We start from the raw sequence: 22,183 nt of genomic DNA, 5'->3' as shown, positions 1-22,183 counted from the left end.
TTGCATGTATTAGGCACGCCGCCAGCGTTCGTCCTGAGCCAGGATCAAACTCTCCAATAAGATGAGACTAACCATCACGGGATGTTTTACCCCGTGATGGTTAGTCGAATCAATCGGGCATTTACAGGCAGTTTATCCGATAGGATATTACTGCCGGTTAATCGCGAGAAAGTTGATTAGCTCATTTGTTACGTTGGCTTAGTTTCATAAATGAAACTAAAAAATATTGTTTGTTGACGTTTTTGTTTGTTTAGTTTTCAAAGAACAAAACTTCTACTATCCCGCCTGCTAATCTATCAATTAGCGGCGTTTATTATCATAATAATATTTAATCACCTTGTCAAGCTACTTTTTTTAAAAATGATTGCTTATTAATTCAGCAAAAATTTATCATTTCGTAACAGCGACATTGACTATCATACTATCCCAAATCACTTTCGTCAACAACTAATTTTGTGCTATTCGAATTACTTCCCTAAATCCTTTCTCAAAGCTAATGTCACAATTTATTCTCTGGTTATTACATATAAAAGCTTATAAACTACAAAATAGAAAGTAAAGTTTTTCTAAGACTAAATGAATTCAATGAGGTGCGTTAAAAGTGAAACAAACTGTTGTTCAAACCATTGCTGTCACCTTTTTTACATTAGTTATGGCCTATGCTTTGAATACCTTCCTAATTCCCCACAAAGTCTTAACTGGTGGAATTGCCGGAGTAGCAATCATCATTAATAATTATCTTTCTATTAACACCGGCTGGATTATACTGGCTATTAATCTTCCATTATTTATTATTGGCTATATTCATTTAGGAAAAAAGTTTATGTTCTTAACTGTTTATTCTGTCATTCTATTGTCAATTTCAATGAAACTGATTCCTATCCATGCTTTTAGCGAAGACATCTTATTATCCAGCGTATTTGGCGGTGTACTGTTCGGATTAAGCGTTGGAGCCAATATTCGTGTCGGCGCTTCAGCGGGCGGCGTCGATATCATTAGTTTAATTTTAGCAAAAAAGAAGGATGTGTCAGTTGGCTTTATCATAACTTGTTTGAATTTTGCTATTGTTTTCGTATCGGCACTAGTATTTGGTGTAGACAAAACACTTTATACGCTTTTTGCCATCTTTGCGTCTGGCAGGGCAGTCGATGCCGTTCACACGAATCATACAAAACTAACAGTCACGATTGTTACCGATAAATGGAGAGAATTGAATGAAGCGTTACTGAAATTGCATCCCCGCGGGATTACGATGACAGATGCCGAGGGCGTTTATTCTCATCATCCTAAAAAAGTTTTAACTACCGTTATCACAAAATATGAATTAGCGGAAACGAAAGAAACGATTAAAAAAAATGACCCCAGTGCATTTGTCCATATTACAAAAGCGATAGAAGTAATGGGAAAATTCCGCAGAGATTAAGAAAAGGTTAATTTCCTTATTTTACGGCAAAAATACTAGTGTAATTAAAATAAAAGGAGATGCCGCTACTATGACATTCATTCAGCCGAGAAATGAGGATGACATTGGATCTGTCAATCCTGCCGGCCAAGACGAACTAGAGAATTCGAGGCAAAAGGAGAAAACACCAGAATTCGATGTATTCGGTACCGCTCTTAACGATATTTAGGTTTAAAAAAATTCCTTTACAAAAAGAGAGTCCTCTCTTCTTGCAAAGGATTTTTTTATCTTTTTATAGCCTTTAACACGATAGCTTCCCCTTGAAAGGAAATCACTTGTTTATTTTCAATCACAATTCTAAACTTATCTTTTACTTTTTGGGAAGCAGCAAGGATGTGCTCAGATAATTTGTCCATTTCACTTTGAGGTAAATTCATCCGCTTACACCATGATTCAAAACGGAAGTTTTTTTCAAAACGATGCCACTCGCTAATTTCAAAACCAGTTAATTCAAGCATCCGAAGCCATTCGGTTTTTTTCCAGGCCCGAAAGTGACTGTGATCCCGCCATTTTTCAATTGTGTTATAAAATAGATCATAATCATCATCTTCGGGTACAACGTTGTCATCAAGCAAAAATTGTCCATTGGATTTTAAAACACGATGGACCTCTTCGATAAATTTATTTACATTCGGGAAATGATGCGGGGCAATCCTGCAAGTCACAATCGCAAATGCTTCATTAGCAAAAGGGAGTTGTTCAGCATCAGCTTTTTTGAAATCGACATTTTGATGGCCATTTTCGCTAATAAATGTTTCGGCCACCCGCAACATTTCAGGCGTTAAATCTACCGCGGTTACTTTTTTTACTAAAGGAGCAAAGACGTTTGCCGTGTGTCCGCCGCCTGTAGCTATATCGAGCAGCTCTTCCTCCCCATTAATCGTCGCCATCTGCACTAACTTTAGTAAGTCCTTCCCATCTTTATGAACCTTGCTGCTGACATAGGAAGCCGCATTTTTTCCAAATTGTTGCAGTACGTCATTTTTGATATCCATGTTCAATCACTCCCTGAAATTTCCTTTGTATTGTAACTATAAAACAGAAATTACAGAAAGAAAATTACGGGTTTTTAATTATTTAACATAAGAAAAAGTTATCGGCATAACTATTGGATTTCCAAAACAACCGGACAGTGATCACTTCCCATTACATCGCAATGAATGTCAGCTTTTTTTAGTCGCTCTATTATTGATTCCGATACAATAAAATAATCAATCCGCCAGCCAATATTCCGCTCGCGCACCTTATTCATGTACGACCACCACGTATAGGCTCCTTCTTGATTTGGATAAAAATGGCGATAGGTATCCACAAAGCCATTAGACAGCAAGGCGGTCATTTTTCCTCGTTCTTCATCAGTAAACCCTGAGTTACCAACATTGGACTTTGAATTTCGCAAGTCGATTTCTTGATGTGCGACATTCAAGTCCCCGCAAAGAATAACCGGCTTCACGGCATTTAATTCTTGCAAATGCTTAAGAATGTGCTCTTCCCATTCAAGACGATAGCCGATTCTGGCTAAATCTCGTTGTGAATTCGGTGTATAGACATTGACAAGGAAAAATTCAGGAAACTCTAGCGTGAGGATTCTTCCTTCCATCTCACTTTCATTCGTGCCTACACCATATTTGACAGAAAGTGGTTCAATCTTTGTAAAAACAGCCGTACCGGAATACCCTTTTTTCACAGCATAATTCCAGTATTGATGATATCCTTCAAGCTCAAGGCTAATTTGACCTGCTTGTAATTTCGTCTCTTGAATACAGAAAATATCTGCATTTACTTCCTGAAAATAATCCAAAAATCCCTTCTTCACGCACGCTCTGAGGCCATTTACGTTCCAAGATACTAGTTTCATTTTTTTCGATTCCTTCTCCCTTACTGTATAAAAGATTAATAGAAAACATTTTATCAGATTTTTGACAAACAGCAAAAAAAAGCAGCTTGCGGCCGCCCTTTAATGTGGAATAAAATACTTTTCAGTTAATCTTCCTGAAAAAAGTTCTGAGACGGGAACAATTTTGATGTTCCGCTTTTCAAACTCTTCCTTTGATTGAAAAATACCAATCGAACATACTTTACCAGTTACACCAACATGGCCAATCGCAATTCCTGTGCCTTTTATTTCGGTTACCCTTGCTAAGCGGATCATCTGTTTTCGAACATAGGAAGACGAGGAGATATCATCAAGGAATACATCTCTTTTTAATAATGGTACCCCAAGTTCTTTCGCAATTTCGGGGAATTGTGATTTTGGACTTGTGCCGCTATCGATAATATAAAGATTTTTTTCCTTTGCCACTTCTACAATTGCACGGACAATTTCTTTGTTTTCAACGGCACGAGACCCCATATGATTGTTAAGCCCGACAGCATGTGGGACAGTCTTGATTGCCTCGTTAACGCGCTGTTTAACTTCTGTAGGAGAAAGGTCCACTGTTATCGGCTTTGGTCCAAGCCAAGATCGTTTCCCTCGTTTTGGCTCCATCGGCAAGTGAATCATGACTTCAAAACCATTTTTATGGGCCCATTCGGCGTGTTCCCTCGAGTTATCAGAGAATGGCATAACCGCAGCGGTAATTGGAATGTCGCCTTCTAAAAAGTCGCGTACACCACCGGTACCGCCGCCAAAGTCGTCAATGATAATCGCAGCTTTAAATTCTTTCGTTTCACTATTTTCAGCAGCATTTACTTGAAATGTTATCAAAAGCATTGGAATAAACACGAACAAAAACCTTTTCATAATTACCTCCAAAAGTAATATTTTCAAGTTAATTTGCCCACAATATGCTGCATAAATTCTAAAGTGGATATAAAAAAGGGAGCTATTTCAGCTCCCTTATTCTTACTTATTCAGCATCAAAAACCTTAACTTCTACCATTTTGTCGCCATTTCTCATTGACTTTGCAGCTTCTAAACCAGATGTCACTTGACCAAACACGGTATGAACCCCGTTTAAGTGCGGCTGTGATTCATGGACGATGAAGAATTGACTTCCACCTGTGTCTTTTCCTGCATGAGCCATTGATAAGGCCCCAGGAATATGTTTGTGTGGGTTTCCTTCTGTCTCACATTTAATTGTGTATCCTGGACCGCCAGTTCCACGGCCTTCTGGGCATCCACCTTGGCTAACAAAGCCAGGAATAACACGGTGGAAGGTTAATCCATCGTAGAAACCTTTGTTAACTAATGTTTCAAAATTCTCTACTGTACCAGGTGCTTCATTTGGAAATAAATCAAACTCAATCTTATCTCCGTTTTCCATTAATATGTATCCTTTTTTCGCCATCTCCAACACTCCTTATGTAAAAAATCATTTTAATCATACACTTTTCAATAAAGAAAAGAAAGCATTGGCACTTTTGACCATTATATTTTCACGGTGATTGTGATAAAATATTCATAAGGCTCCCTTCCGAACATTCGCTTGTTGCGGGACACTTAACCACTGTACGGACGGAAGGGAGCCCCCAACAAAAAGCCAAGACAACGTCCTGGCTTTTTGTTTTATTTATCTAGCCATTGATAAAATCCAGAAATAATCGAAAAAAACAGGAAGTATCCAAAAAACGTATAAAGATGCTCCCACTGATCAGAGTGAACAAAGAATCCAACCTCTTCCGCGAATTTTTCAAAAATGGGCATTAATAAGCTGGCAAATAAAATTAGACCCGCCTTTCCCCATTTATTCACCTGTGAAGTGAAATAAACAAAAACAAGCACGAAAAGAGGAAGTCCAAGGAGTGTAAAAGCAATATTTACGGAAAAGATCTCAGGGAGGGGTCTTACCGGAAACTGATACATCTTCTTCCCGACAAAATAAAGGTCTAAATACGTCCCAAGTAAGGTGCCAAGAATCATACATGCAAAATAATTCTTATTCCAAAAAGTTAATCGTTTTTTTAGCAAGGGCTGCAACCTCGAGCCGTTCAATTGTTTTACAGTATTCATTTCTTATCTCCCCATTTACCTGTTCGTTATCCTCTACTAAATAATCCACAACCCGCCAGTCATCAAACCAATCCCCTTTTTCCGCTTCCAACTGGATGACATTTTTCCAGGCATTTTCTAGTTTTGGACTATAAAATCTTTTTGCGCCCTTTCTAAGCTGGCATGCTTTTAATCGAATCGGATAGGTGAAGCCTGGAAGTCCTTCCTTAATATTATTAAAGAGATGCGGCCAGTAATCTTTTCTTGAACCCGTATGCGGATGGCTTTTGGCCCACTCTACAACCCCCCTTAGAAAATCCTTATTTTTAAAGAGGATAGAATATAACCTTTTCCCAAGTAAAATCCGCTCGTTTACTGATTCAAATTGATGAAGTGTCTGCCCCGCTAGTTCCCCGTCTTCATACGGAAAAAGAATGTGATTAAAAGACAGCCAGTCCTGGAGCATAAATTCAATTTTATTTAATACTTCCTTTTGATAAACCGGATGCTGCACAACTCTTTTTTCCAAGTAGCTTTGTTCATTGATGACCAAGGCAATACAAAGAATATAAGTATCTTGGTTTCTCCAAAAATGGTTCCAAATAGTCTCCATAAACGTTGAGATGTTTAAATAAGATAATAAGTAAAACAAGGGTTTCTTTTGTTTTAGGCTTTCCTTGTACAGAAAGAATTGTGGATAGACGTCTTGAAATATCAGCCAATTGCCGCGCTCTAAAAAGTTAAAAAACGAGTTCCGCTCCTTTTTCGACAGCAACCGAGTAAGAAACTCCCCCTTTAAATCAGTCATATTCCAGCCGCCATTCCGGGAAACCATATGCCCTAAAAATGCCCATTGAATTTCTGGATACTGCAGATAAAAATCCAAATAGGCTTTCGTTCTCGTAACGTTGTTTACATTATGTTCCGCGGTCATCGTTCTTATTTTTTCCAATAACTTCCGATCACTCAAAGTTAAATGATGGGAGGTAACAAAATTGTTGCTGCTTTTCTTCTTTAATTCATCCCTTATTCCTTCAAGTGGTGTTTTTTCGTGACTTCTCGCAAAAAAAATGATAGTTTCCCCCCTTTATGAATTCTCCTTGCCTAAAGGGAATATGTATGAATAGAGAATACTTTTTGGAGAGGAATGATTACATAAGATGTTCGGTACAAGAAAAGGCATGGATTGGATCATTAACGTGCTTAGAAAAGACCAATCTCCCGACGGCTCTTGGAGTTATCCATTTGATACTGGCATTTCAACAGATGCTTATATGATTATTTTATTACGGACCTTGGAGATAAATGATGAGGAATTAATTCAAGGGCTTACAAAGCGAATATTAAGCAGACAGGAAAAAAACGGGGCTTGGAAATTATTTTTTGATGAAGGTGATGGGAATGTAACGGCAACCTTGGAGGCCTATTACGCCCTCCTTTATTCAGGATATTACTCGAAAAATGACAAACGGCTCCGGACAGCGAAAAAATTTATTTTAGCTAATGGAGGGATTAAACAGGCTAGCACGTATACAAAAATCATGCTCGCTATAACTGGACAACAAAAATGGCCGACATTTTCCCCGTTTCCGATTGAAGTGATTCTATTACCAGAGGTGTTCCCGCTCAATTTCTATTCCTTCTCTGTTTTCGGGAGAGCAAACTTAACACCAATCATGATTCTTGCTGATAAAAAATTATCAATCAGGACGTCTCTCAGTCCGGACCTCTCAGAATTACATCTACACCGGGATGAGGAGGACTCATGGATTCGCTCCACCGAAATGCGGTCGTTGTTATCTTTTCTCGACGATGGTGTGAAAAGTTTAATTGGCATACCTAAAGAACTTCGGCGGTTAGCGATCGAGCGGGCGAAAAAGTATATGCTCGATCACATTGAAGCAGATGGGACCTATTACAGTTATTACAGCTGCACCTTTTTAATGATCTTCGCCTTGCTGTCGTTAGGATATAAGAAAACCGACCCTGTCATCTTAAAGGCAATAGAGGGTATAAAATCGATGAAATGTGAGATCAACGGTTTGCCACATATGCAGTATACAACAGCTAACGTCTGGAACACTTCATTAATAGGCTTTGCCCTGCAAACAGCGGGTATCCCAATAACAGACCCGATGGTGGTGAACGCCAATCGTTACCTCCTCGACCGGCAGCACCATAAATTCGGCGATTGGGTGATTCATAATCCCAATAGTCTACCAGGCGGGTGGGGCTTTTCCAACGTGAACACCATCCTGCCTGACGTTGATGATACCACCGCATCTCTCAGGTCGATTGCGAGAATCGTTCCAACCGAACTTGCGGCCTGGGAACGGGGAATCAATTGGACGTTTTCGATGCAGAACGATGACGGCGGCTGGCCGGCGTTTGAAAAAAATGCGGATTCAAAGCTGATTGAATTTTTACCGCTTGAAGAAGCTGAATTCCTCCTGATGGACCCATCATGTGCCGATCTTACCGGAAGAACGTTAGAGTTTTTCGGAAATTATACCAACCTCTCAAGAGACCACACAGCAATTAAAAAAGGCCTCAAATGGCTGATGAAGGACCAAAAGCGCGATGGTTCTTGGTATGGGCGCTGGGGCATTTGTTATCTTTATGGAACATGGGGCGCTGTAACAGGACTATCAGCTGTTGGGGTACCGAACAGTAATCCAAGCATTCAAAAGGCGGCCGGCTGGTTACGAAGCATCCAAAACGAGGATGGCGGCTGGGGTGAATCCTGTCATAGTGACAGTGCGAAAAGGTATATACCGTTACGCACGAGCACTTTAACCCATACCTCGTGGGCGCTGGATGCCTTGATAACGATGTCAGAAAAACCAACATCTGAGATTCGCAAGGGAATTCAATATTTATTAGATTCTCTCGATAAAGATGATTGGACCACTGCCTATCCAAAAGGGCAAGGCATGGGCGGCGCCTTTTATATTCACTATCACGGCTACCGCTATATTTTTCCACTACTGACCTTAGCACACTTTCAGAAAAAATTTGAACAAAAAGAAAAAACAGCGACGGTTTAGTGACTCCGTCGGTGTTTTTATTTTGAGATTATAGTCGTTAACTGCTTATAGATTTCGACCATTTCCTCGAGCCGCATCCTAACTAACCCGCTTGAAGATGGAGCTACAAAGTCAATCGTCCCTGGCACAACCGATTTTGCCTGGGCTCCCCAAGGAACTGTTTTACGGCCGCTATATTGTTGATAAACTCCTTTTCCGACAAAACAAACGACCTTTGGCATAAAACGTTGGATCTTCTCCTTTAAAACCTCTCTTCCCTCTAGGTATTCTTCTTTTGTAATTTCATCGGCTGCCTTCGTTGGTCTTTGAACGATATTAGAAAATCCAAATCCCAAGCCTAATAGCGTTGCATCCTCATTTGGCTCATACTTACGGTCCGTCAAGCCCGCATTGTAAATAATTTTCCAGAAGCGATTATTGGGATTTGCATAATGATGACCAAGTTCACTGGAACGAATACTTGGGTTGAAACCAACAAATAAAATCTGTAAACCTTCTTTTAGATGATCACTGATCGGGTTCATATTTTCTCCTTCTTTTCTGCCAAAAAGGCTTTCTATTTATTTTACCCTATTCAGGGTGTGGATTGAGGAAATAACAGATCTTACTATTTAGAAACACTCCTCGCCTATACTGCGAGGAGCGTTCTTTCTTAAACGAATTCTTCTAACTGCAGGTAAAGATATTCACATTCACTTTCCCTTAGCTCGATTTCATGATAAATTCTTTGTAGCGAATCCAATTCATTTTCAGCTTCAAGCTGTTGTTTTAACTTATGAATTTCCGCTTCGATTTTCTCTATCTTGTCTTCAATATTATTTATACTTAATTCTTCTTCCACTTTCCTCACTTTTTGCGGCTTGATTTTATTTTGTACAACCCGTTCAATCGGCTTTACCTCAAGCTCATTCAACTTTCCTTTTGCCCAATCATAATTTCCAGCGAAGCAGTGAACCGTCCCATCCTGTAGCCAATAAATTTTGTTAAACAGTTTATTGAGAAAATAACGGTCATGGGACACGGCTAAAATCGTGCCATTGAATTGTTCTAGGGCATCCTCGAGTACTTCACAGGAATCAATATCTAAGTGATTAGTTGGTTCATCCAAAATTAGCAGATTGATATCCTGGTACATCAATTGCGCAAGTCGCAGCCGCATCCTCTCGCCGCCGCTAAGCTGGTTTACCTTACGAAACACTGCTGGACCGTAGAATAAAAATCGTGCTAAAATATGACGGGCCTCTCCTTCATTTACAACAACTTCAGAGCGAAATACGTCAATGAGTTGTTCATCGCCAATATCCTCGAATACATGCTGTGATAAATAGCCAGCCTTTACATTACTTCCAACCCTTACGACTCCACCATCTACTTCGCATTCTTTAAGAATAATTTTTAAAAGTGTGGATTTTCCTGTACCGTTTTCACCTACTATCGCCGTTCGTTCCCTATATTGGATAAGCATATTCACATGGTCAAATAAGGTTCGACTTCCAAAGCGCTTCAAAACATCTTCAAGTACGATCACATCTTTGCCGCTCCGATCATGCGCTTCAAAATCAATCGCCATTTTTTTAACAACGATTTTTGGACGATCAAGTTTTTCAATGCGATCAAGTGCCCGCTGCATATTAGTTGCTCGTTTATGAAGTGCTGCACTTGGTGGATTCGCGCGATTTGCCCAGTCCCGCAGCCGCTTTATAGCTTCTTTCATCTTTTTTATTTTTCGCTGTTGTTCTTGAAATTCCTGAAATTCGCGTAAAAGTTTTTCCTCTTTCTCCTTTACATAGCCGCTGAAATTCGAATGGTACAAATCAATTTCCCCATCCTCCATCTCCAGCACTTTTGTTACGACCTCGTCTAAAAAGTAACGATCATGGGAAATCAAAATAATTGTCCCTTTGTAGTCTTTAAGAAAAGAACCCAACCATTCAATCGCCATTAGATCGAGGTGATTAGTCGGCTCATCCAGTAATAGTAATTCTGGATTTTTTAATAAGCTTAACCCAAGCCCGACCTTCGTTTTTTCTCCACCACTTAAGGTGGAAAAAGTTTTATCAAGAAGGCTGGTAATATTCAAACCGTTAGCTATCCGATCTAATTGCGCGTCCATTTCATAGCCGCCATTAAGGATGAAATCATCCTGGAGTTTTCCATATTGCTCCATTAATCTTTGCAGCAAATCAGGTTCCAATTCATGCCCCATTTCCCTTTCCAATTTTCGCAGCATCGTTTCCGTTTCTGTCAACTGTTCAAATGCTGTTTTTAAAACTTCCTTGGCAGTTAAATCATAAAAGTCAGGAATCTGTGCTAGATAGCCAATTTTCAGACCCTTTTTCCAATGAATAACCCCTTCGTCTACGGCTTCCTGATTGGCTAACAGTTTTAATAATGTCGTTTTTCCGCCCCCGTTACGACCGACAAGCCCAATCCGGCTCCCTTCTAGCACATCAAATGACAAATCTTTAAGAATAATATTACCGCCAAAAGATTTTGCTATATGATTCACACTACAAACAATCATGTTCATTCTCCTCACAAATTTAAATTAAAATGAACATCTCTCCAACGTAAAATAAGCCGCAGGCATCATTAATAACCCGCAGCTTGTAAATTTGAGCATGAAAAAAGAGTGCATGGACGCACTCTTTACATACCTAATTATAGTGGGTAAAGAGATGTGTTATCGTTCTATATTCACATTGAAGTTTCGAAAAAAGGGCAGACTTCCCCCTTTGAGAACTTCATCATGAAAAATTGCACGATAAATAGTAAGGGCTTCAAGCCACTGTAAGCGTGCAAAAATAGAACGTTTCATCTCTTACCCACCTCCGTTTCCAAATAAGTTAGTTTCATTGTAAATATATCCGGTATAGATTGCAAGACCATTTTGGTTGAATAATCTAATATTTCACATTAAAAAAAGCGAACTTCTTCAGTTCGCCCTTTCATTTATAACCTTATTTAAATATTTGAAATCAGGCCCCTTTATTAGCAGACAATTTCCCTATTAAAGTAATCAATTTACCGTCACGGTACACTTCAAATTTGATTGCATCACCGGTCTTCACTTTTGAATATAAAAATTTTCGTAATTCCGATGAATTAGCTATTTTCGTTCCATTCATCGAAACGATGACATCTTTCGGCTGGAATCCCGCCCGGGCTGCTGTCGAATTTGGATCAATATTCATCACCAGCACACCCTTTACGTTGTCAGGAAGGTTTTGCCAATAAACTTGCGGAACTTGATCAAGATCGGCTAGGCCGACACCAAGATACGGTCTGTCAACTTTGCCACTCTTGATTAATTGGTTCACGATGGGAAGCAGATCATTACTAGGAATCGCAAAACCTAATCCTTCGACACCACTCTCGGAAATTTTCAAACTATTAATGCCAATTACTTGCCCCTGTGGATTAATTAATGCGCCGCCGCTGTTTCCAGGGTTAATTGCTGCATCCGTTTGAATTACATTTGTATCCCAGTTTCCTGCCGATGTCGAAATCGCTATGCTGCGGTCGACGGCACTGACAATTCCCTGTGTAACTGTTCTAGAAAGGTTAAGGCCAAGCGGGTTCCCAATCGCAAAAACCTGATCCCCGGGGCGAAGTTTCGATGAATCCCCAAATGCGGCTGTTGAAGTCACATATTTTGCATCAATTTTTAAAACAGCAAGATCAGTTAAGGCGTCTGTTCCAACCACTTCTGCCGTTGTTTTTTGACCGTCATATAAAGAAATCTCCAGTTTCGAAGCGCCCTCGACTACATGATTATTGGTCGCAATATAGGCAATATCATTGTTTTTTTGAAAAATAATCCCTGATCCAGAACCTGCCTGCACACTTTGCCCTGAACTAGAATTTCCCCAAATATCGTTATTTTGCTGCTGCTGGAAATTAACAACGCCAACAATTGCCTTAGATACTTTTTCTACGGTATCAGCAATCGAACCAGAAGATGCCATTGTTGGCTGCGCTGAAACTGGCTTTACTGAATTATCAGAACTGCTCGCCACTTGATTCTCCGCATTCGGATAAAAGCTTTTTATGTAATCCGTATGCGGAAGAATTGTTAACGTCAATACAGAGCCAATCACACCGGCTGCAAGTGTAGAAGCAAATCCTTTTAGATTCCGTTTTTTAGGTTTCTTTTGCACAACCTCGTTCGTTGTTCGGGTTTGTTCGATACCTGGCGGAACAGCTGCTTCCTCTAATCTATCCGATTTTGTTGGCTCTTCACTCTTGTCTGTATTGATCGAATCGACTGCCTCGACAGTAAACTCAGCATCGACGGCATGCCTATTTCCCCCATCATTCTCGAAATCGTTTGTATCATTAGAAAATGCTTCTGTACTGCTGCTATCAGTTATCTCAGATGAATTTGTTTGATCTTTTTCGAATTCATTTTCATTTTTATAATCCATCTTCATCAATCTCCTTTAAGTTTGCTAGTAGTAGTTCTTAACTATCCCTACTATAACCGACAAATCTTAACAAACTATTAACAAACTTTAACGACTTTAGGAAAAAAATAAGAAAACTTTGTAATTAGCATGCAAAAAGCCGCAGGCTCCAACCCACGGCTTTCAGGTAATTATTTATTCTTAATTCGGATGACAAATTTCGTTCCTCTTCCCTCTTCACTAGACACTTCAATGTCGCCGTTATGAAGGAGAACTAATTGTCTTACAATCGACAACCCCAGTCCAAATTCACCATAGGGATTACTAGTCCTTGAGATATCTGCTTTATAGAAGCGACGCCAAATGTTTTCAATTTCAGTTGAATTGATTCCAATTCCGGTGTCTTCCACCTCGATAATCGTATCGTTCTGCTCGGTTCGCCCCCGCAGCCAGATGGTCCCGTTTTCTGTAAATTGAATACTATTTTTGGTGATGTTAATTAATATTTGCACAAGGCGATCATAATCGGCGTTCACCATTACATCTGGTGCGGCCTCAACAACAATTTGATTATTCTTCTCTTCTGCCTGGAGCATCAATTGTTCCTGAATGATTTCCAGCACTTCCAAGAGCTGAATTTCTTCTTTAAAAAGCTGGATTTGATTCGATCGGATTTTTTCATAATCTAGGTTTTCATTGACAAGGCGAATCAACCTTTTTGCTTCGTGGCTGACTAAGTTGATGCCCCGCTCTTTGTCTTCTTCGGAAATCATGTTATTCTTCAATCCTTCAACGACACCGCTAATCGTCGTTAACGGTGTCCGCATCTCATGTGACACATCGGCCATAAACTGCCGCCGGCGATTTTCTAGACTCTCAATTTCCTCCATTGAGGCGTTAATTTTATCGACCATATGATTAAAATCATTGGCTAATTCACCGATTTCGTCAAAATTGGAGGAATTTACCTTCACGTGATAATTTCCCTCAGAGACGAGTGACGTAGCATCACGGAGCCGTTTAATCCGATGGACATGAATTCTCGATAAATACCAGCTTTGGAAAAAAGAAACACCGAAGCCAATCAAGATGGTATACAATAAAAATTTATTAATTTGTTGTATCATGTTACTTGATCCACTAATCGGTGAAGTTAATAGTACACCGCCATAAAAATTGCCGTTATTAACATAAGGTAATACTACAAATGTAACACCTTCTTGACCAAAACTTTTATAATCAATTGGGATAATCAGTGTTTTTCCTTTTGTCACCAAATCCCATTGATCAGGAGACAACTGCTTAATATCCGGTCCTTTTTTTTTGACCAAATATAAGCCATCCTGATCGAACAAAGTAAAGCTCATATTTCTCGCAGCTAACACATTAGTATATTGATTTATTATCTGACCTGGGGCAAGAGGATACTCTTTCATATCTGAAATAATAGCGTCACCATATGAAATCAGTTCGTCAGCTTTGTTTTCATAAATCAAATTTTCAACATAATGGGTAAAGATGATGCTTAACAATAAAAATGCAATTATGATGACACTAATGTGACTAAAAAACTGCTGATAAATATACTTAAATTTCATCTGCTTTGCTTGATTCATCGAACTTATACCCTACTCCCCAAACAGTATGGAAGAATGGCTGCGACGCCGTTTCAACTTTTTTTCGGAGCCGCTTGATGTGCACATCGACGGTCCGTTCATCACCGTAAAACTGATATCCCCACACTCTTTCAAGCAGCTGCTCTCTAGAGAATACCTGCTTTGGATGCTCGACCAAATAATAAAGTAAATCGAACTCTTTGGGCGTTAAGTTGGTAACCGGCGTCCCGTCAACAAACACTTCTCGGGTGATTCTATTAACGTTAAAATGTTCAGTTTGCAGTAAACCCTCCATCTCCTTCGGCGCCTGGTTTTGGAAACGGCGGGTAACCGCCTTAATTCTTGCCATCAGCGTAAGCGGACTAAACGGTTTCGTCACGTAATCATCCGCCCCCATCTCAAGTCCAAGCACCTGATCAGATTCACTATCTTTCGCTGTTAACATAATAATCGGAACGGCAAACTTTTCTTCTCGTATTTTCCGGCAAATCGTCACGCCATCCATTCCTGGAAGCATCCAGTCTACAATAAGGGCATCCCATGTCCCACTTTTAAAACGGTTGTATCCTTGGACACCATCATTGACAAATTCGCCTTCAATTCCTTCTTTTGCAAAGAACATCTCAATCATCGAGCAGACACTTTTATTATCTTCAATCACTAAAATTTTCATGATTCTTCAACCCCTAGCATAAAAACTCATATCTTTAGTGTAATCGAATTTGCAGCTATATCAAACCATCAGCCTAAATCTTCTCGATATTTTCATACTTTGTTCATGGTTTATTAATATTTTCAATGAAAAAAGGCCTTAATGACCTCAAGACCTTTTTCATCTCTTTTATGGATATCTCTTAAAGGACTTCTTTTGCTTATTCATTACTTCATACGATTTTTCGATAATATCCGTTAAGACATCACCTTTATAGATCCTGCCCAGCTTCAACCCCTGTTGATAATACTCGACAATTTCATCCAGTTTCGCGGAAGTTTCCTTCGTGATTCTTACATTTAATTGAATTCTCTCAGTTTCTGTCATGATAGACACTCCTATCCCACTGTTAGCTAATTGCTAGCAGTTAACTATTTCATTGTTATTAATTGCTAATATACTATAATTCTACAAATTTTTCATTAAAAAAGTAGCCATCATATTGACAGCCACTTCATTATTATTTAGATTATTACTTGCTCTTCACGTAAAGAATTGTTCGCAAAATGATTTTGTAACCAAACCTCTAGCAGTTTTTTTAATTCTGGATGAATCGGCAGCTCCGCTTGTGCAATTATATCCTTTTTAGTTGTAAACATGGTCGAGGTTTGTTCCGTAAATTTACAAGAATGAGCCATATTTTCGACAGCATAATAGTGGACATCAGCTTTTACATACTTTGGTAATTCCTTTAGCAGTGCGGGATTTGCTTGGGTATCACGCGCACCTGTAATCGCTAGGAGCGGGCAGGTAACCTTTGCTAGGTCTTCTCTTACATTGTAGCTTAAATGCTCGCGCAGCCACTTCGCATTTGTTTTAACAAAACTAACTTTAATTACGTCCTTTGGGGAACTGAGAACCTTATCCATGAATTTTTGCGCCTGTTTTTCAACCTTGTTTTGTACGCCTAATAAGCGAAGTAAAAATCCTTGAAAACCTTTGGCATTGATAATATCCTCCGTTGCAAGATCCCTTTGCCGCTTCAAAGCTTCACTTAGTCTCTCCCCCGCACCTGCAAGTAAAATTAACCCACCCAGCTCCTCACGGGCAGCAAGTGAGCTCCCAATCGTACTGCCTTCACTATGGCCCAAGACGATTACTTTTTGGGGATCCACTTCTGGAATGCTTTTTAAAAATTGAACAGCTGCCCGAGCGTCATCGACCAAATCCCATAGCCCCGTTGCTAAATAATCCCCTTCACTTGCGGCAACTCCACGTTTATCATAGCGCAGGCTGATGATGCCTATCGAAGTTAAAAATTCCGCTAATTGACGGTATAACTTTACATCAATTTTTTTATTCAATTTTCCGTTACGGTCCAGTTTCCCTGTTCCTGGAATGATTAAAACGGCTGGCCCCTTTACCGCTCGTGTTTCCGGTAAACTTAATGTCCCTTTTAATACTGTTTTACTTTGAATCGTTACTTCTTTCTCCATATTCTGATCCCCCTATTGTATTGTTTTTTGGTTCTGGAATACTGATTGTCGCAAGTGTTCTTCTTTTCCTGCCTTTTTGCGGCATGTTTTGCGTAACCTTTGCATAAACAGCGGTCAAATCCCTGACAAATTCAGTGAGTTCCTCATCACTTAAATATAATGATGCCTGCCTGAAAGAAACCCCGTCTTTAGCTAAATCAATCGTCCCCTGGTTTAAATATCTTTCATATTCGCCCATTAAATTGGCGAGAAACTTAATAAATAATCCCATATGTTCGTCCTTTGAAAGTTTTTTTATTTCTTCCGGGCCAATAATTGCCTTGCTTGGATTATGGATGGAATACACTTTTTCGACTGTGCCTCTGTTTGGGATTTCATCGATAATGTGAATTACTTCTGCCTCCGCAAGTTTTTTAATGTGACGATACAAAGATGCCTGCGGGATATCAGGAAGCAATTCCTTTAATTGCTGGGCTGTAAGCTGCTGATTTAGTAAGTATTGAATAATTCTCATCCGGACAGGGTGTAAGATAACGTCTACAGTAGATTCTTTTGTCATAATAAGCTCCTAATTTTTTTATTATCATTATCAATAATGATAATATTATACTTTTTGAGTTTTGTAAAGGGTAATTTTGTAAATTTTTATAAATTTTTTCTATCTTATTTAGTGGATTCTTTCCATCCTAGTTACATGAAATGGCAAACTTCTAGCAATATTATTACAAGGGAGGTGTGTTGAATGATTTTATCTTGGATATTTGCAGCAGTGCTGGCTACACAACAAATCCATGCACCAGATAGTTTAACCATTACCAAAGAAGGCCACAGTGTGACAAACATCAATCGGTTGGATTTTTCCTTTCCATATACTGATTTACCAATTATTGATTCTAATAAATACAACAATTTTTTGGATAAATTAGATAAACAATTTGCGGTCGAACCGAAAAATGCCATTATTGATCGCAATGGAACTATTTTAGCTGAACAAGTTGGCTACCGAATTCATCGCCAGGCGTTCACAGAACAATTCTATATTTACTTTTTTTCACATAAACAATCCCAATTGGAAATCCCTATGCTTACCGTTTATCCTAAGGTAGATAGTGAATTGCTCAGTAATATCCGCAGTTTGCGTATTGGCCGTTATGTTACTTCTTTCAATTCTCATAATATAAACCGCTCGACCAATATTGAATTAGCAGCAAAAGCGATTAATAATCATGTCGTCTTTCCTGGAGAGGTGTTTTCTTTTAACAAAGTAGTTGGTAAACGGACAGATGCACGGGGCTACAAGCGGGCTAAAGTAATTGTCAGAGGTGAGTATGCTGAGGACATTGGCGGTGGTATTTGCCAGGTTTCCTCAACACTCTTTAATGCTGTTGATAATGCCGGGCTCAAGATTGTCGAACGATTTTCTCACAGTCGGTCTGTCCCCTATATTCCACCAGGGCGCGATGCCACTGTTAGCTGGTATGGACCTGACTTTGGATTTAAAAATAATTATCACCAGCCTGTGTTAATCCAAGCAAGAACCCTTGGCCATTTATTAATCATAAAGCTCTATTCTGCAGAAAACATCGAGTACATACCGCGGAAAGTACCCTCCGCTATAAATTAACAAAAGTCCGCAATGAATGCGGACTTTTTCGGCTAATAGGAAAGTAAAACTTTCCTATTAGCCATAAGTGCAACTACGTCTCATGAACCGCCTAACCGCTTGCCAATCGACGAGTTTTCTTTATTATTGATCTTTATTTAAGGCGCTTGTTAAAAGCTCTTCTGAAAATTCGGTTAGGGCTGCATCGTCCATCTTATTAAAATTCATCTTTGAGGAAAAGTTTTTTACTGCATTTTGTAAAGGAAGTGCTACGTCTTTACGCCTTCCTCTTCCTCTAGTTGCACCAAAAACGGCAGCACCTAAGCCGATCCCCATCAGAGATGCCCACATGGCGCCTCTGCTTTTTCGTTTCGGTGCAAATAATCTGATAATTGGCTGCCTCCTAATATCCCTCATTAACAGCACTCCTTCCGCTAAGTCTGGAAATTGGAATAGTCCCCTTTCCATTTGTTTAATTTGTACATTCTCAGCTGAAAATATGATTTGAAATCTGTTTTTGCTTTGTTATTTACTGGAAGGATTTTGTCCGTATAGGTGGTAAAGTTTTTCTTTTGATAAAAATAAATAATTGAGACTATTGGTGCGATAGTTTTTGATAGACGAACTAGAGATTAAGGAAATAGGCATCTGGCCAAGCTTTTTAAAATATTTATACCAGCGGTTACTCGGAGGATGACATTCAAAGCCTAACGACCTAACACCCTTATTTATCGTCGTAATTCCAATAATCCCCTTAATATTAGACTCCTCGGGATGGTCCTTCAGATAACTTGCGAGCAATGGCATCGAACTTAGAACTAGCTTATACATCAGCCTTGCCCTCATTAAATCATTTTTAATTTTTTTAAATTCATCTAATAGCCTAACATTATGCAAATGGATTTTTAATAAACAATCATTTCTGCTAATCCTGGTACCATCAGAAAGAGTAAAATTTCCGCCTTTGTATTTGGTTATTCGAACCCGAAAAACGGATTGGTTATTTTGGTAATCGTTAATATAATGTAAACGAGAACATAAATAAAATAGCGGGTCTACAAGCTTCCATATCCATAATATTGTTAGCCGTAAAATCATCTTAGACTCACTCCCTTAACGGTCTTCATCAATAGGATGATAAAGATGTTTCGTTTTTAGTTTGGTAATGTAAGGATATGTATGGGACATGAAAAAAAGCCGGCAATTAGCCCGGCTTTAAGAAATTTGGTGAAAGGTAATTTCAGGACGACTGCCAATACGGATATTAACACCTGTCTGACCAAGACCTTCACTAATATAAAATGGCTTTCCGTGATGATAGTGCAGTCCTTTAATAATGTTCATCCGAACAAGTTTCCCCATCTTCCATAAATGGAATGGTTTTGGCCAATGGATTTGTCCGCCATGAAAATGGCCAGATAAGAGGTAATCAAACGCGTAGTCCTTCATTTGCAGGACCACGTTTGGATCATGTGTCAAAACAAGATTGTAACCATCAGGTAAGTTTTGATAAGATTCTTCAACATTGCTTCGGCCTGAATGATTATCATCAATTCCGATAATATTAAGAATATCCCCATTCATATTTAATGATACATGCTGGTTTTGAAGGGTGATACAGCCATTTTCCTCTAAGGTTTGCTTTAAGTAATCAAAATTTTCACCTTTTAGGTAATAATCGTGATTACCGAAGACAGCGTAAATCCCAAGATTCGGATTTAATCTGCCTAACACATTTAAATAGGGAACTAATTTTGGAATACTTCTTTTTTTATCAAGATAATCACCTGTTAAGGCAATCAAATCAATCGGTTCCTTCGAGACGGATTGATACAATTCCTCTGGTGAAATCGATATATTTTCAAGATGAATATCAGAAAGATGAAGAATATTTAAGTCAGGATGCGCTAATTTTGAGTGAGAAACCTTAATCGTATTAATGGTTACTTTTTTTGTATTTTTATAAGCCTGATAGAAAATAACGAGTAGAATAATGATACTAATGAAATAAATCAATGATATCCCCTCCCTCTACTGAGTATAGTAGCAAGTGCTGATACATTATAGTGGAAGTTGATGGGAATATTTAGTTTACATAATAATATTATAACAAAACCTAATTTTAACTTAATGAGAAAAGAGAACCTCTCTCCGCTTCTTATCATACTATGCAAAAAAAGATAAGTAGGTGGAATCTATGGGAGGATTAACGTATATTGATTTCTTAGCCAAATTTGGTGTTGGCGGTGCCCATCCTGGTGGAATTCCTTTAACCAAAAACATGCTTTCCGGAGAAAATATTACTGAGAAGACAATTATTTTGGATGCAGGCTGCGGTACAGGACAAACGACTGCTTATTTATCCCAGCAGTATAACGCTAACGTATTCGGTTTGGAGCTCAATCCAATTATGATTGAAAAAGCGAAGACCCGATTTGAAACCTTACAGCTGCCAATTCAATTATTCCAGGGTTCTGTAGAAGAAATTCCGTTTGAAAATGATACCTTCGACATAGTCCTGTCAGAATCCGTTTTGGCTTTTGTTAATAAGCCGAAAGCATTAAGGGAATTTTATCGAGTATTAAAAAAAGGCGGCCGCTTAATTGCCAACGAAATGACCATAAATAAAAAATTAAGTACGCTTGAAGAGGCAGAAATTAAGAAATTTTACGGGTTAGATTCATTATTACTCGAGAAAGATTGGAAGCGGTTATTAGAAACGACAGGGTTTCAAAATATTGAATTACAAAGCCAAACACAAACCATGAGTCAAGGTAACCCGTCACAAGAATTTAATTTTTCAAAGAACTTTGAACCTGAGCTTTTTGATATTCTTAATCAGCACGGAAATATTGTCATCAAGTATCATGATATTTTAAGCTATCGTACTATTTTCTGTACAAAATGATAAGCGAGGAAAGCCCCTTATTTTTTTGAAAAAGTGATGGGGCTTTTTTTGATCATAGATGTACACCGCCCCTTTTCAAAAAAAAGGACAAGATTAGTTCATTAGCCTGTGCAATCAACAACCTCCTTTCATATTTTATATCAATTACAGGTTAAAGGAGGAATTTGGCATGAATCTAAATTATGAGCAAGCACGGGGTTTAGAGGGAAAAGTAATCAGGGTTCAAAATAATGAAGGAAAATGGGTAATGGGACGGGTGGTCAAGGTAAGAAAAGATGGCCTTGAGCTCGAAGAAGTTAATTCCTCAAGCTCTAATGAAGGATACGGTTATGGCTTTTGGGGTCCTAGACCGTTTTTCAGACCGTTTATTGGTTTTGGTTTTCCATTCTTCTTTTGGTAAGCAAGTATAATGCTTACTTTTGCTGCCATGAACTTGAAAAAGATGGCCAGCTGGACGTAGAACGGTCCAGTAATGGCGCAATAATAGGCATATGATAGGTCCAAATTTTGCACCTACCAGCATAAATTCAACAAAAGGCATCCGAATGGGCTTATTCGAATGCCTTTTGTCTACACTATGAAGCAAGTATAGGTTTATACTTGCTTTTATTTTTCGTATTTTCTCCCCTTCTCGAAAGTTAATAGGATGAATTCCTTTACTAAGTGAATATTATTGGCATTTCGTCGGAAAATAACGCTGAAAGGATGGGTGAAGTCTATGGATAAAACATTAGGCTATCTTAGGGAAATTTTAGCTAACTATACCGATGAACATACAGAGGGAAGACACTTATACAGGAAATTACTGGAAGGTCATTATGCTTCCGAAGGAGCATTTGTCCGTGAATTAAGCCAAAAAGAAAGTCATTTTTTAAATAAAATTCTCCCAACTGAAATTAACTATGCGAAAGAGGAACAAGACGAAAAAAGAGCATATGAACTAAATGAAGTGTACGAGCTACTTTTTTAACGAAATAAGATGGCAGATACCTTTCTGCCATCTTTTAACGAAATATTTCATATTTTGCAAAATTATTTCCAAGGTAAGCGCACAGTACGACA

Annotated in this window: 25 protein-coding genes and 1 rRNA gene; 7 read left to right on the top strand and 19 right to left on the bottom strand. The window is 38.8% G+C overall.

The features are described from left to right. A 16S ribosomal RNA gene (locus AA980_RS16385) occupies positions 1–60 on the bottom strand; the annotation flags it as partial. A 541-nt stretch (positions 61–601) separates the two neighbouring features. Between AA980_RS16385 and AA980_RS16380 the strand changes: the two genes are divergently transcribed. Next, entirely contained in the window at positions 602–1,423 is an 822-nt protein-coding gene (locus tag AA980_RS16380) for a YitT family protein (RefSeq protein ID WP_024028977.1), read from the top strand. A gap of 70 nt (positions 1,424–1,493) precedes the next feature. Beyond that, positions 1,494–1,631, top strand: coding sequence for a hypothetical protein (locus tag AA980_RS27275; protein ID WP_156351188.1), 138 nt, complete (start codon positions 1,494–1,496; stop codon positions 1,629–1,631). Between the two features lie 55 nt (positions 1,632–1,686). On the opposite strand, the gene AA980_RS16375 is transcribed toward AA980_RS27275, so the two are convergent. From AA980_RS16375 to AA980_RS16350, 6 genes are all read right to left on the bottom strand, one after another. Beyond that, a complete protein-coding gene (locus tag AA980_RS16375) occupies positions 1,687–2,457 on the bottom strand; it encodes a class I SAM-dependent methyltransferase (RefSeq protein WP_024028976.1) in 771 nt (256 codons plus the stop codon). Between the two features lie 110 nt (positions 2,458–2,567). Further along, entirely contained in the window at positions 2,568–3,320 is a 753-nt protein-coding gene (locus AA980_RS16370; RefSeq protein ID WP_024028975.1) for an exodeoxyribonuclease III, read from the bottom strand. 99 nt (positions 3,321–3,419) lie between these two features. Further along, on the bottom strand, positions 3,420–4,205 hold the full coding sequence (locus tag AA980_RS16365; protein WP_024028974.1) for a divergent polysaccharide deacetylase family protein: 786 nt from the start codon (positions 4,203–4,205) through the stop codon (positions 3,420–3,422). 106 nt (positions 4,206–4,311) lie between these two features. Beyond that, entirely contained in the window at positions 4,312–4,752 is a 441-nt protein-coding gene (locus AA980_RS16360) for a peptidylprolyl isomerase (protein WP_024028973.1), read from the bottom strand. A gap of 218 nt (positions 4,753–4,970) precedes the next feature. Next, positions 4,971–5,372 (bottom strand): CBO0543 family protein, encoded by a 402-nt coding sequence (locus AA980_RS16355; protein WP_024028972.1) that lies wholly within the window; start codon positions 5,370–5,372, stop codon positions 4,971–4,973. Beyond that, the gene (locus tag AA980_RS16350; protein WP_034724235.1) at positions 5,341–6,465 is read right to left on the bottom strand and encodes a DUF2515 domain-containing protein; all 1,125 of its coding nucleotides are present in this window, start codon (positions 6,463–6,465) and stop codon (positions 5,341–5,343) included. Before AA980_RS16350 ends, AA980_RS16355 begins: the two co-directional genes overlap by 32 nt. A gap of 88 nt (positions 6,466–6,553) precedes the next feature. Here AA980_RS16350 and shc point away from each other — a divergent pair, with 88 nt between their 5' ends. Then, the gene (gene shc, locus AA980_RS16345) at positions 6,554–8,440 is read left to right on the top strand and encodes a squalene--hopene cyclase (RefSeq protein WP_024028970.1); all 1,887 of its coding nucleotides are present in this window, start codon (positions 6,554–6,556) and stop codon (positions 8,438–8,440) included. A gap of 17 nt (positions 8,441–8,457) precedes the next feature. On the opposite strand, the gene mug is transcribed toward shc, so the two are convergent. The 9 genes from mug to AA980_RS16305 all read right to left on the bottom strand — a co-directional run bounded on the left by mug (position 8,458) and on the right by AA980_RS16305 (position 17,169). Then, a complete protein-coding gene (gene mug / locus AA980_RS16340) occupies positions 8,458–8,964 on the bottom strand; it encodes a G/U mismatch-specific DNA glycosylase (protein WP_024028969.1) in 507 nt (168 codons plus the stop codon). Positions 8,965–9,092: 128 nt separating this feature from the next. Further along, positions 9,093–10,964, bottom strand: coding sequence for a ribosomal protection-like ABC-F family protein (abc-f, locus tag AA980_RS16335; RefSeq protein ID WP_024028968.1), 1,872 nt, complete (start codon positions 10,962–10,964; stop codon positions 9,093–9,095). A gap of 159 nt (positions 10,965–11,123) precedes the next feature. Beyond that, positions 11,124–11,258: an RAxF-45 family protein gene (locus AA980_RS28070; protein WP_268926652.1), complete on the bottom strand. Its 135-nt coding sequence runs from the start codon at positions 11,256–11,258 to the stop codon at positions 11,124–11,126. Between the two features lie 160 nt (positions 11,259–11,418). After that, positions 11,419–12,867 carry a S1C family serine protease gene (locus AA980_RS16330; RefSeq protein WP_024028967.1) on the bottom strand — a complete coding sequence of 483 codons (1,449 nt, stop codon included), beginning with the start codon at positions 12,865–12,867 and terminating at the stop codon, positions 11,419–11,421. 170 nt (positions 12,868–13,037) lie between these two features. Continuing rightward, positions 13,038–14,462: a sensor histidine kinase gene (locus AA980_RS16325; protein WP_024028966.1), complete on the bottom strand. Its 1,425-nt coding sequence runs from the start codon at positions 14,460–14,462 to the stop codon at positions 13,038–13,040. Then, positions 14,434–15,135 carry a response regulator transcription factor gene (locus AA980_RS16320; protein ID WP_024028965.1) on the bottom strand — a complete coding sequence of 234 codons (702 nt, stop codon included), beginning with the start codon at positions 15,133–15,135 and terminating at the stop codon, positions 14,434–14,436. The genes AA980_RS16325 and AA980_RS16320 overlap by 29 nt, the downstream gene beginning before the upstream one ends. A 168-nt stretch (positions 15,136–15,303) precedes the next feature. Beyond that, positions 15,304–15,501 carry a hypothetical protein gene (locus AA980_RS16315; protein WP_024028964.1) on the bottom strand — a complete coding sequence of 66 codons (198 nt, stop codon included), beginning with the start codon at positions 15,499–15,501 and terminating at the stop codon, positions 15,304–15,306. A 137-nt stretch (positions 15,502–15,638) separates the two neighbouring features. Next, positions 15,639–16,610, bottom strand: a complete 972-nt coding sequence (locus AA980_RS16310; RefSeq protein WP_024028963.1) for an alpha/beta hydrolase — start codon at positions 16,608–16,610, stop codon at positions 15,639–15,641. Next, positions 16,582–17,169 (bottom strand): helix-turn-helix domain-containing protein, encoded by a 588-nt coding sequence (locus AA980_RS16305; protein WP_024028962.1) that lies wholly within the window; start codon positions 17,167–17,169, stop codon positions 16,582–16,584. The genes AA980_RS16310 and AA980_RS16305 overlap by 29 nt, the downstream gene beginning before the upstream one ends. Before the next feature lie 183 nt (positions 17,170–17,352). Between AA980_RS16305 and AA980_RS16300 the strand changes: the two genes are divergently transcribed. Further along, positions 17,353–18,234 (top strand): VanW family protein, encoded by an 882-nt coding sequence (locus AA980_RS16300; protein WP_024028961.1) that lies wholly within the window; start codon positions 17,353–17,355, stop codon positions 18,232–18,234. A 123-nt stretch (positions 18,235–18,357) separates the two neighbouring features. Here the strand turns inward: AA980_RS16300 and AA980_RS16295 are convergent, their stop codons facing one another. The 3 genes from AA980_RS16295 to AA980_RS16285 form a co-directional block, all read right to left on the bottom strand. Further along, the gene (locus AA980_RS16295) at positions 18,358–18,630 is read right to left on the bottom strand and encodes a hypothetical protein (protein ID WP_024028960.1); all 273 of its coding nucleotides are present in this window, start codon (positions 18,628–18,630) and stop codon (positions 18,358–18,360) included. A 108-nt stretch (positions 18,631–18,738) separates the two neighbouring features. Beyond that, complete coding sequence (locus tag AA980_RS16290) at positions 18,739–19,311, bottom strand: YkoP family protein (protein WP_024028959.1); 573 nt, start codon at positions 19,309–19,311, stop codon at positions 18,739–18,741. Positions 19,312–19,428: 117 nt separating this feature from the next. Beyond that, positions 19,429–20,235: a metallophosphoesterase gene (locus AA980_RS16285; protein ID WP_034724232.1), complete on the bottom strand. Its 807-nt coding sequence runs from the start codon at positions 20,233–20,235 to the stop codon at positions 19,429–19,431. A gap of 175 nt (positions 20,236–20,410) precedes the next feature. Between AA980_RS16285 and AA980_RS16280 the strand changes: the two genes are divergently transcribed. The 3 genes from AA980_RS16280 (at position 20,411) to AA980_RS16270 (ending at position 22,091) form a co-directional block, all read left to right on the top strand. Then, complete coding sequence (locus tag AA980_RS16280; protein ID WP_024028957.1) at positions 20,411–21,121, top strand: class I SAM-dependent methyltransferase; 711 nt, start codon at positions 20,411–20,413, stop codon at positions 21,119–21,121. Between the two features lie 169 nt (positions 21,122–21,290). Next, the gene (locus AA980_RS16275) at positions 21,291–21,521 is read left to right on the top strand and encodes a hypothetical protein (RefSeq protein WP_024028956.1); all 231 of its coding nucleotides are present in this window, start codon (positions 21,291–21,293) and stop codon (positions 21,519–21,521) included. Between the two features lie 318 nt (positions 21,522–21,839). Further along, entirely contained in the window at positions 21,840–22,091 is a 252-nt protein-coding gene (locus AA980_RS16270; protein WP_024028955.1) for a sigma-G-dependent sporulation-specific acid-soluble spore protein CsgA, read from the top strand. The last annotated feature ends 92 nt before the right edge of the window (positions 22,092–22,183 follow it).

This window comes from Neobacillus vireti (genome assembly GCF_001026695.1).
Classification (GTDB): Bacteria; Bacillota; Bacilli; order Bacillales; family Cytobacillaceae; genus Neobacillus; species Neobacillus vireti.
The sequence above is the reverse complement of the archived record's forward strand: the minus strand, read 5'-3'. Positions and strand labels throughout refer to the sequence as shown.